Source organism: Prochlorococcus sp. G4PB17 (assembly GCF_059772445.1).
Genome location: NZ_CM186288.1, coordinates 1,889,136 through 1,902,241 on the forward strand (window position 1 = coordinate 1,889,136; position 13,106 = coordinate 1,902,241).

Here is a 13,106-nt window from a genome sequence, read left to right on the forward strand (position 1 = left end):
ATGTATTCTCGTTATGGTGGTAATTCAGGAAAACCGAAGCCCATTTGGAGACGCAATCTTTGGAGGGATAAGCTCAGCAAAGTCAGAGCAAATATCAGGATAATCCCAACTGAAATTTGGTTCCATTCCCAATTTGATATTTCCAGTTGATTAACCTTTCCAATTTCAAGAGGAAAGAAAGTTAAACCTTTTTTTAAAGTAGGTTCTAGAGGTTTGGTTTTTAAATTATTTTTATTGCCAATGTTATTAATGACTATGTTTAGTTTTAATCCAGGAATTTTTGGTATTTCTCTCAAATCAAAATAAATCTCATAATTTTGACTTGTACCAATTATCCAGTTTTTGTTATTTGTAATTATTTCAGGTTTGTTTATTTTGAATCCGCTAGCCTTTGATGCTGCTGAAGCTATTTGTTGTAGTAATTTATTTGCATCTTCAAAACGAATAGTTGGTGATTCAAAATGCTGCTTATCCTCCTGATTTTGAAGTCTTAAGATACTATGTTCTTTAATAAGATTGTTTTCAAATTCCATCTGCCATGGAATTGATTTACCAGAATTACTATCTATGTCAAGTGAAATCTTTAGTCGATCTGGACCTGTAACACTCAAGTTTGTTGATATATCAACGCAACCACTCAAAAGGAAGGTTAATAATAAAATAATTAATAATGTTATTATTGAAAATCCAAAGTCTAGACTTTTTGTGGGACCAGTTGGTGGATGATTAATTCTCTTCTTCTTTTTTTTCGTTGTTGCAAATGGTGATTTTAGAGATGTCTCCATCTCTAACTTCGGGATTTCCACAGACCAGTTTGACGGCCTTGGTAAATGTGGAGCTTCAAGTATTGATAGGAGCTGTTTAGCTTGTTGACGGATGCTCTCCTTTTTATTGTGGATTAATGTTTGACAAATATTGATTGCTTTTTGTTCATCACATTTCCCCATGTAGGCAGTAACAATAAGTAGTCTAAGTTGTCCTCCCATTTCAGTCTCTGCTGGAAAATCTAGAAGTAAAGGATCAATTGTTTTTATGCAAAATTTATAGTCACCTTTTTCAAGGGCCGCCTCAGCAGCTTTTATAGCTGAAGCTACATTCGACATTTAACCTCTACCCATAAGCATTGTTCCAATACCTGCATCAGTGAAAACTTCTAGAAGTAGTGCGTGAGGAGTTCTTCCGTCAATTATATGGGCAGCATTCACACCCTGGGCAAGCGAACGAATACAACATTCAACTTTTGGTTTCATACCTGCTTTAACTATCTCTTTATCAATTAATTCTCTAGCTTCCGATAGACGTATCTTTTCTATTAAGGAAGAAGGATCATTTTCATTCCTTAAAATACCAGGGGTATCTGTTAGAAGTATTAATTTTTCGGCACCTAGTGCTGCCGCAAGCTCCCCAGCAACAGTATCAGCATTGATATTGTGTGATCTGCCATCAGAAGAGTTGGCTATGCTGGAAATGACTGGGACGTAACCTTCTTCGAGGAGAGGGCTTAGAATCTTTATATTTACTTTTGCAACTTCTCCAACAAGACCATGACTTCCACCTCCAAGCGTTCTTGCCTCAATAAGTCCGCCATCTATTCCACATAGTCCAACGGCCAAACTTCCGTGATTGTTTATTCCACTTACAATCTGTTTATTTACTCTTCCAGCAAGAACCATTTCTACGACATCCATGGTCTCGGTATCAGTAATACGTAGCCCATCAAGGAAAACTGGCTTTATTCCTAATTTTTCTAACCATTGGTTTATTTCTGGGCCCCCACCATGAACGACTACTATTTGTACGCCAACAGATGAAAGAAGAGCTAAATCTCTAAATACTGCATTCTGAAGTATTTTATCTACCATAGCTGAACCACCATATTTGATTACAATTCTTTTATTTGCAAAACGCTGAATATAAGGAAGAGCCTCACTTAAGACTGAAACTCTTATTGAATCTTTGTCCTTAAAGGGTTTATTGGAATTTTTACTGTGGGAAAATTGTTGGTTCTCTTTATTCATTTTCTTGTGGTTTTTCTTCTTGTTTTTGCGGTAGTAGGATTAAATCTATTGCACCGGGTGTGGGACAAAATAATTCAGCGCACAAACCTTTAGCAAAGAATCTTCCTAAACGTTGTTTTTGAGCATTCCATCTTTCTAAAGACACAGCAGCCATTTCAAATCTCATTCGTATTCCATAATTACCCTCTTTAACCAACTCTTCTACTTCTATAAGTTGGGGAGGATTGTCTATGTCCCAAAGCTTTAATACTCTTAGAGATGATTCAAGTTGGCAAGATTGACCATAGCGCCATCTAGTGACATCTTTAACTAGTTTTCCTAGCTCCTCAGGAGCTTTATCTCTCTCTGAGGCAAACTTAGTTGCTGGAACTACTCTTAGGGCAGGCGGAACTTCTGTCGTTTTCAGGGATATACCTATTAGAAAAATTGGTACTCCATAGAAGAAAGTTGGAACACTGAGGTTTGTTGCATCAGTGAAATAGGCTGTTAGGCCTATTAGAGAAAGGGATGCTCCTCCGATAGTGATTAGGCTTGCAGGTGAAAGAAGTTTATTCATGAATGTAATTTTGGCTAAAATCGTGGGCAGATGGGTTTTTCAGGAGACAGTCTCATGGCCTCACACCAAAAACAATTTTCTGAGTTAACTGAACTTGTTGAAAAATTAAACAAAGATAGAGCTTGGATTCTTGAACAATTAGATAAAGGTAGCTGGCCTGAATTTAGACCTGATCTGGCGGCTTTGGAGAGAGAATTAGGTCAGCTTTTAACAAGGGCTACAGAGTACATTGAAGAAATTGGTTGATTTTTCAGAATGGAATGTCATCTGTATCAGGAACCAATGGTGAGCTGTCCCATTTAACACCCTCGTTATTTAAAGAATTTGCGGAATCACTTTTTATATTTGACTGAGCTTGAGAAGGTATTGATGAAACAGCTGTTTTAGAGGGAAACGGGTGGATTCGAGAAAGAGTAAATTCAGCTTGTTTCTCTTTAGTTCCATCTTGGCGAGGAACAGTATTCATTCTTAAGCGACCTTCTATTACTAATTTAGAATTGATTTGAACCGTGTTTTGAAGTTCTTCTGCTAATTTCCCCCAACCAACTACCTTAATTGCGCAGGGGGGGGCATCAGCACGGAGGCTGTCGAATTCAACTTCTAATTCAGCTAGCGGAGTTTTATTGTCTTGGGTAAAACGAACTGTTGGGGCTTTCTTTACCAAAACCTCAAGCATGCAATGGTTCATTTTTTTATTTTTTTAGTTATTGTGGTTTATATTGATGGATAAAAGGAAAAAATGCCAGCCACATCTTTGGTTGTTAACAGGAACAGGTGAAGGTCATATCTTCGCTGAATCTTTACTGAAAGAAGGGTGGAAAATTACTGTTAGTGTTGTTTCGTATAGAGCCTCGATTCCATATGAAAAATTAAATTTAGAGAAAATATTAATTGGTGCTTTAATTACTGAGGAAGATATCCGAGGAGTCATATTAAACGCAAGAATTCATCAAAATGGATTTCATTGTGTTGTTGATTTGACTCATCCATTTGCCACGAAAATTACGCAGTCAATCTCAAAAGTTTGTAAGGAACTAGATCAACAGTTCATAAGGTATGAAAGAGCTATCGATAATATTTCAAATGCATTTTTAATAGAAAAATTTAGTGATTTAAGAAATTATGATCTAAAGAATAAATCTATTTTGCTTGCTGTAGGAGTAAGGCATCTTCAGGAAGCCTTACTCTTCACAAGAAATTCAGGGGCAAATGTTTATGCAAGAGTTTTAGCTAATCCAGAAAGTGTAAAAAAAACACTGTCTTCATCAATTCAAAAAGCAAATTTTGCGGTATTAAACCCTTCAGCCTCTAGTAATGGAAAAATTGAAAAAGCACTTGTTAGGAAATGGAATATTGCTGGTGTGATTTGTAGGCAGTCAGGAGGAAGTAATGAAATCTTATGGCACCAAATTTGTTTAAGTATGAGAATTAATCTTTGGATGTTGGAAAGACCTTCTGGATGTAAAAATATTAATTCAGTAGATAGCTATGAAAATTTAATTAAAAAATTAAAATCTATTAGTATGGAATAAAAAGTATTTAAGATCATGACTTTATCTGGTTTAAATCAAGAAATTTATTTGGTTATAACTACTGAAGTCGACAAAAAAAATGCATCCAATCTAGCTAATTTACTCTTGAGGGAGAAATTAATATCTTGTGTAACCTTTAAGAATATCGAATCATATTTTTGGTGGGAAGGAAATATAAATCAATCGAAGGAAGTACAATTAATGATTAAGTGTAAGAAGGAAAATGTAAATAACGTTTGTAATAAGATTGCTGAATGTCATAGTTACGAAATACCAGAAATAATTTATTTTCGCGTTTCAACTAATAAAAATTACCTTCAATGGATGAATTCTATTTGAGCTCTCACTATTTGGGCTCTAAATGTGAATTGATCAAATTTACAAGGTCAGTATTGGATCGAGATCCTAATTGTGTAACTATCTGTCCCGCACAAATAGATCCAATCTTTGCAGATAATTCTGGCTTTAGACCATCTGCAAGCCCTTTTAAAAAACCACCAGCATAAAGATCTCCTGCTCCTGTGGTATCAATAGCCTTTCCCTGAATGAAAGGATCTACATTAATTTTTTTGCCATTTGAAATTAGAATTGAACCCTTTTCACCAATTGTAATTGCTGCAAGCTCACATTTTGGTTTCAATTTCTCCAGTGCTGTGTTTAGAGAAGAGGTTTTATACAAAGTTGTTATTTCATCTTCATTGGCAAATAATATATCTATATGATCTTCAACTAGCTTTATAAAACTTTCGCGGTGTCTATTTACGCAAAACGAATCAGAAAGGGATAATGCAACTTTTCGACCTGCATTTTTAGCTATTTCTGCAGCTTTAATGAATGCATTTTTAGCTGCTGGGTTGTCCCATAGGTATCCCTCTAAATAAAGTATTTTTGCCTCCCTGACTGCTGATAGCTCGATATCCTTAGCTTCTAAAAGAACTGAAGCGCCCAGATAAGTGCACATAGTTCTCTGAGCATCTGGAGTGACAAAAATTAGACATCTGGCAGTTGATGGCCCATAGGATGATGGTGGAGTATTGAAAATAGTCCCGGTTGTTGATATCTCGTCTGTAAAGATTTCACCTAAGTTGTCATTCCTGACTCTTCCTATAAAAGCTGCCTTCCCTCCTAGCTGGGCTACACATGCTAATGAATTGGCAACAGAACCTCCTGATCTCTGGATTCTGTTGGTAGTCATTTCATAAAGTTCATTAGCTTTATTTTCATCAATCAAGGTCATTGAACCTTTGTTGAGAGAAAGTCTGTCTAGAAGAGAATCATCTGTTTTTGTTAATACGTCTACAATAGCGTTGCCAATGCCTATTATGTCTAGAGAAGGGTCGTTTGTATTTTTAATCATGAGGTTAATTTAAAAATCATAAAGTATAATTTGTTCGTTTTTAAGAATTCAAAAGAGCTCTTTTTGGACCATGAATAGGATCCTCAACAACAATTGTTTGATCTCTATTGGCTCCTAAGGAAACAATTGCGATAGGAACTTCCATAAGTTCAGCAAGAAATCTCAAGTAACTCATTGCAGAAGGGGGGAGATCTTCTAATCGTCTGCAATTTTCTGTGGAGCATTTCCAGCCAGGTAGTTTTTTAAAAATTGGTGAGCATTTTTCAAAATCTTCTACGCTACTCGGAAAATAATCAATTCTTTTACCATTCAATTCATAGGCGACACATACTTGAATTTCATCAAGTTCATCTAAAACATCCAATTTAGTAATAGCAAGGCAATCAAGTCCATTGACCTCAACTGCGTATTTTCCAATTACCCCATCAAACCAGCCACATCTTCTTCTTCGTCCAGTAGTTGTCCCAAATTCACCTCCTCTATCACAAAGTTGATCATTAATACTTCCTTGTAATTCAGTAGGGAAGGGCCCCTCACCCACTCTAGTTGTATAGGCTTTGGCTACCCCTATAACTCTATCTATAAGGGTAGGCCCCACTCCTGCTCCAATACAGGCACCTCCAGATACCGGGTTGGATGAAGTTACATAGGGGTAGGTTCCATGATCAAGATCTAAAAGAGTTCCTTGAGCCCCTTCAAACAAAATATTTTTTTTCTTTCTAGCTGCTTGATGAATAGTTCTATTACAATCTACGATATGTTTTTCTAGCTGTTTTCCATAATTAAGATATTCATCAATTATCTCATCAAGAATTAAGGGCTCAATTCCATAAATTTTTTGTAGCAATCCATTTTTCTCTGCTAAGGCTACCTTTAATCTCTCTTGAAGTTTTTCCCTACACAATAGATCAATAATTCTTATACCATTTCTTTGAGATTTATCAGCATATGTTGGACCAATTCCTCTGCCAGTAGTACCTATTTTTTGAAGACCTCTTTTTTGTTCCATTGCCATATCAAGAAGCCGATGATAAGGCATCGTTACATGAGCAGTTGAGGCTAGTTTTAATCCTGAGATATCAATATCATTATCATTAAGCATTTTTATTTCTTTGATCATAACTTTTGGATCAACAACCGTTCCTGACCCAATAAGACAAATGGTATCTGGATATAAAATCCCAGAGGGTATTAAGTGCAATTTGAGAACTTTGTCCTCTACAACAATTGTATGTCCAGCATTAACACCGCCTTGGTAGCGAACAACTACATCTGCGGAGCGACTGAGCAAATCGGTGATTTTGCCTTTACCTTCATCACCCCACTGTGCGCCTATGACTACAACGTTTGCCAAGGGATAAAATTCGGCTCGAAACCGCTCTACTTAAGAAGAAATAAGAATTGCAGACAGCCATACCCTGAGTCAAAGGAATGAATTAAAGATTATCTTTAATTATCTCTAACTGCTAATTTCTCTGCTTTAGATAGCTCTTTATTTAATCTCTCTTTGAGATTTTCGGGAACTGGTCTGTTTGCGAAAGTTTTGTAATGACCTGATAAGGCATTCAAAGCAGTTTGCATTGTTGTAAAGGTCGTGGAGGTATTTACTTGAGATCGGTTTCTATATCTTGAAATGTAATCACTAATAAGGAAAACAGCTTCTTTTTCTGCTTCTGAAAGCCCTTTATCTTCTTTTGGTAAGGTTATGGTTTCTTTAAGAGTTTCAGAGACCGAAATAGTGTCTTTGGCAAAATCTCCTGTCATAAATGTTTTAGCTGCGTTCACTTCAGAAGTGAATTGAAAGAATACTAGGCAGAAGCCAAGGCATATCGCCAAAGCTGCCCTCACCATCCTGGTGGAGAGGTGATGAAAGGCAGAGATCATTTTTTTTTAGCAGTTAAAGAGACTCTAGAGTCCTTTGGGCTCAAATTAAGTTTTTTCGAGATTAAATTCTTTAGAAAGTTTCTTGAAAACTGATGTTACATCTAATGATTCTGTGATTTTTGTTTTTCTATTATGTAATTCAACTAGTCCTGCATTGGCTTCTCTGCCTACGACTATTCTCCATGGGACTCCAATTAGGTCTGCATCTTTAAACTTTATTCCAGCTCTTTCATCTCTATCGTCAAGCAGAGCATCAACTCGGATTTCTGATAACTTTTTATAGATTCTTTCAGCTAGATTTTTTTGGTCATCATTTTTCATATTGGCAATAATAATTATCACTTCAAAGGGGGCTATTGATGCTGGCCAAATAATACCTGCATCATCGTGATTTTGTTCTACTGCTGCTTGAGCTAATCTGGAAATACCAATTCCATAACATCCCATAAGGAATGGTTCTTCAATACCTTTGTCGTTGGTAAAAGTAGCATTTAGTGATTTGGAATATTTATTACCTAACTGGAAAATATGCCCTATTTCAATTCCTCTACATTCTTGAAGCTTTTGATTTTTATCATGAATACATCTATCACCTGCTTTAGCCTTTCTGATATCACATATGAACTGTTCAGTATTAATTAAATCCCAATTATAGAATATTTTATGCTCGTCTTTAATATTATTTCCGCATATAAAACTTTTAATATCTTTTACGGAAAGATCAGCAAGTCTTATGAAATTTTTCTCCCATACTTTTGAATTTAATAGTAAATCATCACTTAAGTCAGGACCTATAAATCCAAAAGGAAGATTAGTGATACCCTGTTTTTTTAAATCTTCATTAGAAATGGTTCTAATGTCTAATATATTTTGGTTTAATTTATGAGATAATTCATTTGAAAGCTTAACTTCATTTACTTCTTGATCGCCTCTAATACTAACAAGGACTGGATGTTTTTTATTATTGTTAGCAGTAGCTATGTAAGCTATAACTTTTATGATTTGACTAGGATGAAAATCGTTGTATTTACATAATTCACCTATGGTTTGTTGATTGGGCGTCTTGATTATGGATGGATTGTTAATATCTAATAACTTTCCATCAGCAATAATTGAAACTGCCTTTTCTTGATTGGCTCCATATTTACCATCAGAACTTATTAAAATTAAATCTTCACCAGCCTCGGCTGTAACCATGAATTCTTGAGATGCAGCTCCTCCAATCGCTCCACTATCAGCATCAACACAAACAAAATCTAGCCCACATTTTGTAAAAATATTTGTATAGGCATTTTTCATTTCTAAATAAGTTGATTCAAGATCATTCTCATTTGCATGAAAAGAGTAAGCATCTTTCATAATGAATTCTCTGCTTCTCATCAATCCAAATCTTGGTCTAATTTCATCTCTAAATTTTGTTTGGACTTGGAATATATTTATTGGTAATTGTTTATATGAGTGAATGGTTTGAGAAATTATTTGAGTAATTACTTCTTCATGAGTTGGGCCTAGGCCAAGCTCTTTCCCTTGCCTATCTTTTAAGCTAAACATAATTCCTTCCCCCTTTGTATAAGATTTCCATCTTCCACTTTTCTCCCATATCTCTGAAGGTTGAAGTTGAGGGAGAAGAGTTTGAAGGCATCCTTTATTTGTCAATTCTTCTTCAACAATTGAGGTTATCTTTCTTAAAACTCTCCAAAGTAATGGCATGTAAGCATAAATTCCTCCACTTAACCTTCTGATAAAACCCCCTCTTAGAAGCAATTGATGAGAAATTATATCGGCTTCCGCAGGGACGTCTCTAAGAGTGATTAGCATTAGGCGAGAGACGCGCATAGGCCTAAAATGAGAATCTTTCTGAGACTAGTCCTTTGAGTGTTGGGGAGAAGAAGATCTTCCTTGATTGTGCGGGAATCATGTTGTTTTTATAAAGTGTTCAAATGTACCTGGTGATAATTTGATTGATCTGCTAGTTTCGCTCACATATTTAATTTAGACAGATTCTTTAGCAATGTTTAGCGGGTCAGTAAATTCATCTATTAATGAAAGATCAGAAGAATCTACAGACAAAGTACTCAATGCAGTAGCTAACTCAAGTGATTCGTTATTAACTATTGATGAAGTTCAAAAAACCCTTAACAGATCTAGAGCTTCTGTATACAGATACACAAATACTGATACTAGGAATCTCAACCCTCCATTTAATCCAAAAAAACTAAATACTGAATTTAGAAGTGATCAAAAAGATCAGTTACTTTTTCATCCCAATGAAGTTGCCCGATTCGCAAAAGATATTCTAAGAATAAAGGAAGTAACTGTTGAAATATTTAATTCTCCTTCATCAGAGACTCAAAATACTCTCAATGCAATACTTGAGGAATTAAGAATTATTAGAATTCATCTAGAGGGAAAATCTGATGCAAATCACTCCATATCTACTCGTATAAAAGATGCAGACAGGAATGCTGCTTAGTTATTCTTGAAATGAGTTAATATCTTTAATTATTTATTGAATTTTATTCTTTAATTGATTTGCTCACGTTCTACTAACGGTCTGTTTTTTCCAAACCTTGCATGGATTTAGAACCTCACTTAATTAAAAATCAATCTGTTGAGTTTGATCCTCCCTTTTTAAAAAAAGAAAGTGATCAACAAGTTTCTGATGATGAGGATCCTTACAGTTTCAACAGTACCTCAACTTCTTTAATTGGATTAGCAATAGTATTTGTGATGTTAGGAATACCTTTGCTAGCTGTAATATCTGAAAGACCTGAAACAAAAAAAAGTATTTTACCGACCTCCATAAATCAAAATGGATCTGAGTCATCTCCCTCCCTCACCATCACCTGGACTAGTAAATCTAGTTGTTGAGATTCCTGCTGGAAGTAGAAATAAATATGAATATTTCAGCTCTGCAGGAATTATGGCTCTTGATAGAGTTTTGCATTCTTCAGTGAGATATCCATTTGATTATGGATTTATTCCAAATACTTTGGCTGAGGATGGAGCGCCACTTGATGCAATGGTTGTAATGGAAGAACCTACTTTTGCAGGTTGTTTGATAAAGGCACGACCCATTGGAGTTCTTGATATGCATGATTCAGGTGCTTATGACGGCAAACTTTTATGTGTACCTATTGCTGATCCAAGGCAAAGAGAAATTAATACTATTAAGCAAATAGCTCAGAATCAATTGGAGGATGTTGCTGAATTCTTTAGAACTTATAAAAGCTTGGAGGGAAGAGTAATTGAAATTGATGGATGGAGAGATTACGATGCAGTTGATGACCTATTGAAAAGTTGTATTGAGGCACATCGATCTCATGGTGATGAAAACAAACTGATTTGAATTTTTTGGATAAACTTATTTCTCTTATGCTTTAAAAAATTGAAATTATTTAGTTACTCCTCATGTGCAACCTGTCGCAAAGCTATTAAGTGGCTCACAAATAATGAAATTGTATTTGAATTAATTGATATTTTAGATAGTCCTCCATCTAAAGAAATGCTTATCTCATCAAGTGAGCTATACGGTGATAGAAAATATCTTTTAAATACTAGTGGTGTCATCTATCGTTCTATTGGTTCAGAAGTTATTAAAAAAATGAGTGATAATGAATTTTTTGAGAAGCTTTTTAAAGAACCTAGGTTAATAAAAAGGCCTTTTTTACATAAGTCTAATAAATGCTTTTTAGTTGGATTTAAGGAAGATAAGTGGGCTGAAAAATTATTGTGAAATTTTCATGAGGAGTAACATTGACATAAAAAAAGTAGTCTTTACAAATAAAGTAAACTACATACTTAAGAAAAACTAGTGCAGCAAAATCAATCAAACTCGACTAAAAAAACAAAAAAACGTTGGTGGAAATCTTTTTTTGATACATGGGGACCTGTTTCTGTAACTATCCTTATATATATTGGTATTCGTCATTTTATAGCAGAAGCTAGATATATCCCTTCTGGCTCGATGTTACCAGGATTGAAAGTAAATGATCGACTAATTATTGAAAAACTATCTTTTCGCAAAAGAGCTCCTTATCGTGGAGAAATAGTAGTCTTCAATTCACCATATTCCTTCGATAAGAAATTGAGGGCTAATAGGCAAAACAAATTACCTTCTAAATTCAAATGTTCTCTAATAACTTTCCCATTAATTTCATGGATACCCACTTTTGGAGATCGTGCTTGCGACGCTTATATCAAACGTGTAATAGCGGTAGGAGGTGACAGTCTTTTTATTAATGAAAAGGGAGCAGTTGTATTAAATGATAGATCGGTCGATGAACCATATGTTGAATACTTTTGTTCAAGTAAAAAAGAATTTAATTTATGTAGTACCACCCGTGTAACAATCCCTAAAGGGCATGTATTCGTCTTAGGTGATAATCGATCTAATAGTTGGGATAGTCGTTTTTGGCCGGCTGGAGGTTTCTTGCCAGAGAAAGAAATCATTGGTAAAGCTACCTGGCGGTTTTGGCCTATTAGTCGTTTTGGTAAGCCTGATTAAGAAGTCCACAATCTATGACTTTCCCATATATTTTCTTGTGTTTTATAGGTTGATTAGTTGCGGTGGTTAAATGCTTTTTATCATCTGATTGAACCCATTCTTTTTCGGGATCAAATAACAACCATCGATTACTCCCAAGAGTTAATTTTTCCTCAGTTTGGTTTAGGATTTGAGATGGACCAAAACTAATTTTTTCCCATAATTTTTCTACTTTCCATCCTGACTTCCTAACTAGTTGATCCCAAAGCAAAGGTAAAACTAGATTATAACCACTAATACCTTTTTTCCTTTTGTTTGCGGGTTGCTTAGTCTCTGAATCATCTGTCGGAGTTGAGTTTACAGATATTGCCGTTAAAACATTATCTTCTAAACCTTTTATAAGCGCGTCTCTATCTTTTTCTGATCCTAATGAGGGTGTTACGCTCCATCCAATGTCAAATGGAGAAAGATTTGAGCTATCACATACTATATGCCACCACATTACAGTTGCCATTGGCTTGGAGTATGAATCCTTCAAAGTTGAAACACCTTGAGAAGTTGAGATATTCATTAACTTTAGATTAATCTGCGGGTACTGCTTATGTAGCTCAAGTAATTGAATAAGAGGAAGAATTTCGCTTTCAATAGGATCTGGAGGCCAACCTGCTCTTAAGGTTTCTACACTTTGTCTGGACATTCCTCCTTCTTGTAGTGATTGATCTCTTGGTGCAAATAGTACAGGTGATTGCTTCATCTCTCCAAGTAAAAAACCTTGTCTAAGAATTTCTATAGGAGGTATACAATCGTCTTCACTTAACCCTATAGCTCCATTTTGTAGTAGATCAGCATGTTTTGAAAGTGCAGTACCTTTACCACCCAGACTAAAAGCTCCCCATAAATGTAATAAAACCTCGCTTTTGATAGTTTTTAAAGAAATAATTGAATCAATCTGATCTCGCCATAAATGACTTCTTGGTAAAATTCCCAATTGACCATATCCAGCTAATGTTGCTTTTTTAATAAGTGAATAAATATTCTCCTCCTTACCACTAAAAGGAGACTCTAAAAATGAATGTGGATCAACTAGGCAAGGTGCTAAAAGCATTTTTTTAGCCCTTTGAGGCTTGAGTTCTAGAAGTTCTGCATTTTGAACAGCTTCTTTCCCAAAAGCTTTTATTACACCATTTTTAATTAAAACAGATTCCTTTTTTAAACTTGATCCAGACCCTTCAAGAATTTGAATCTCTTCAAAAAAATAACTGCCAGTCATGTA

17 protein-coding genes are annotated in these 13,106 nt (G+C 35.2%); 8 read left to right on the top strand and 9 right to left on the bottom strand.

Annotation, left to right across the window (positions count from 1 at the left end; translation table 11 throughout):
• Positions 1–11: 11 nt before the first annotated feature.
• The 3 genes from AC6EJB_RS10735 to AC6EJB_RS10745 are packed head-to-tail and all read right to left on the bottom strand — an operon-like array spanning position 12 to position 2,574.
• The gene (locus tag AC6EJB_RS10735; RefSeq protein ID WP_498491483.1) at positions 12–1,103 is read right to left on the bottom strand and encodes a DUF3153 domain-containing protein; all 1,092 of its coding nucleotides are present in this window, start codon (positions 1,101–1,103) and stop codon (positions 12–14) included.
• The gene (gene argB / locus AC6EJB_RS10740) at positions 1,104–2,018 is read right to left on the bottom strand and encodes an acetylglutamate kinase (RefSeq protein ID WP_498491484.1); all 915 of its coding nucleotides are present in this window, start codon (positions 2,016–2,018) and stop codon (positions 1,104–1,106) included. It lies immediately after the preceding gene.
• Positions 2,011–2,574: a DUF2854 domain-containing protein gene (locus AC6EJB_RS10745; RefSeq protein ID WP_498491485.1), complete on the bottom strand. Its 564-nt coding sequence runs from the start codon at positions 2,572–2,574 to the stop codon at positions 2,011–2,013. The genes argB and AC6EJB_RS10745 overlap by 8 nt, the downstream gene beginning before the upstream one ends.
• Positions 2,575–2,628: 54 nt before the next feature.
• Between AC6EJB_RS10745 and AC6EJB_RS10750 the strand changes: the two genes are divergently transcribed.
• A complete protein-coding gene (locus AC6EJB_RS10750; RefSeq protein ID WP_498491486.1) occupies positions 2,629–2,820 on the top strand; it encodes a DUF8666 family protein in 192 nt (63 codons plus the stop codon).
• Positions 2,821–2,824: 4 nt separating this feature from the next.
• Here the strand turns inward: AC6EJB_RS10750 and AC6EJB_RS10755 are convergent, their stop codons facing one another.
• Complete coding sequence (locus AC6EJB_RS10755; protein ID WP_498491488.1) at positions 2,825–3,262, bottom strand: single-stranded DNA-binding protein; 438 nt, start codon at positions 3,260–3,262, stop codon at positions 2,825–2,827.
• Positions 3,263–3,296: 34 nt separating this feature from the next.
• Here AC6EJB_RS10755 and AC6EJB_RS10760 point away from each other — a divergent pair, with 34 nt between their 5' ends.
• Both AC6EJB_RS10760 and cutA read left to right on the top strand, forming a co-directional pair.
• Positions 3,297–4,106, top strand: a complete 810-nt coding sequence (locus tag AC6EJB_RS10760; RefSeq protein ID WP_498491490.1) for a precorrin-6A/cobalt-precorrin-6A reductase — start codon at positions 3,297–3,299, stop codon at positions 4,104–4,106.
• A 15-nt stretch (positions 4,107–4,121) separates the two neighbouring features.
• A complete protein-coding gene (gene cutA / locus AC6EJB_RS10765) occupies positions 4,122–4,445 on the top strand; it encodes a divalent-cation tolerance protein CutA (protein ID WP_498491492.1) in 324 nt (107 codons plus the stop codon).
• Between the two features lie 7 nt (positions 4,446–4,452).
• On the opposite strand, the gene AC6EJB_RS10770 is transcribed toward cutA, so the two are convergent.
• The 4 genes from AC6EJB_RS10770 to AC6EJB_RS10785 all read right to left on the bottom strand — a co-directional run bounded on the left by AC6EJB_RS10770 (position 4,453) and on the right by AC6EJB_RS10785 (position 9,183).
• Positions 4,453–5,463 carry an adenosine kinase gene (locus tag AC6EJB_RS10770; protein ID WP_498491494.1) on the bottom strand — a complete coding sequence of 337 codons (1,011 nt, stop codon included), beginning with the start codon at positions 5,461–5,463 and terminating at the stop codon, positions 4,453–4,455.
• 40 nt (positions 5,464–5,503) lie between these two features.
• Positions 5,504–6,817, bottom strand: a complete 1,314-nt coding sequence (locus AC6EJB_RS10775; protein ID WP_498491495.1) for an adenylosuccinate synthase — start codon at positions 6,815–6,817, stop codon at positions 5,504–5,506.
• A 95-nt stretch (positions 6,818–6,912) separates the two neighbouring features.
• On the bottom strand, positions 6,913–7,347 hold the full coding sequence (gene psb27 / locus AC6EJB_RS10780) for a photosystem II protein Psb27 (protein ID WP_498491496.1): 435 nt from the start codon (positions 7,345–7,347) through the stop codon (positions 6,913–6,915).
• Between the two features lie 45 nt (positions 7,348–7,392).
• Positions 7,393–9,183 (bottom strand): proline--tRNA ligase, encoded by a 1,791-nt coding sequence (locus tag AC6EJB_RS10785; RefSeq protein ID WP_498491497.1) that lies wholly within the window; start codon positions 9,181–9,183, stop codon positions 7,393–7,395.
• Between the two features lie 175 nt (positions 9,184–9,358).
• Here AC6EJB_RS10785 and AC6EJB_RS10790 point away from each other — a divergent pair, with 175 nt between their 5' ends.
• From AC6EJB_RS10790 to lepB, 5 genes are all read left to right on the top strand, one after another.
• Positions 9,359–9,820 carry a DUF8631 domain-containing protein gene (locus AC6EJB_RS10790; RefSeq protein ID WP_498491498.1) on the top strand — a complete coding sequence of 154 codons (462 nt, stop codon included), beginning with the start codon at positions 9,359–9,361 and terminating at the stop codon, positions 9,818–9,820.
• Between the two features lie 101 nt (positions 9,821–9,921).
• Positions 9,922–10,218: a hypothetical protein gene (locus AC6EJB_RS10795; protein ID WP_498491499.1), complete on the top strand. Its 297-nt coding sequence runs from the start codon at positions 9,922–9,924 to the stop codon at positions 10,216–10,218.
• Entirely contained in the window at positions 10,160–10,696 is a 537-nt protein-coding gene (locus AC6EJB_RS10800; RefSeq protein ID WP_498491500.1) for an inorganic diphosphatase, read from the top strand. Before AC6EJB_RS10795 ends, AC6EJB_RS10800 begins: the two co-directional genes overlap by 59 nt.
• Before the next feature lie 39 nt (positions 10,697–10,735).
• Positions 10,736–11,083: a Spx/MgsR family RNA polymerase-binding regulatory protein gene (locus AC6EJB_RS10805; protein WP_498491501.1), complete on the top strand. Its 348-nt coding sequence runs from the start codon at positions 10,736–10,738 to the stop codon at positions 11,081–11,083.
• A 78-nt stretch (positions 11,084–11,161) separates the two neighbouring features.
• Positions 11,162–11,854 (top strand): signal peptidase I, encoded by a 693-nt coding sequence (lepB, locus tag AC6EJB_RS10810; protein ID WP_498491503.1) that lies wholly within the window; start codon positions 11,162–11,164, stop codon positions 11,852–11,854.
• On the opposite strand, the gene AC6EJB_RS10815 is transcribed toward lepB, so the two are convergent.
• The gene (locus AC6EJB_RS10815; protein ID WP_498491504.1) at positions 11,829–13,103 is read right to left on the bottom strand and encodes an amidohydrolase family protein; all 1,275 of its coding nucleotides are present in this window, start codon (positions 13,101–13,103) and stop codon (positions 11,829–11,831) included. The two genes, lepB and AC6EJB_RS10815, sit on opposite strands and share 26 nt — an antisense overlap.
• Positions 13,104–13,106 lie beyond the last annotated feature (3 nt).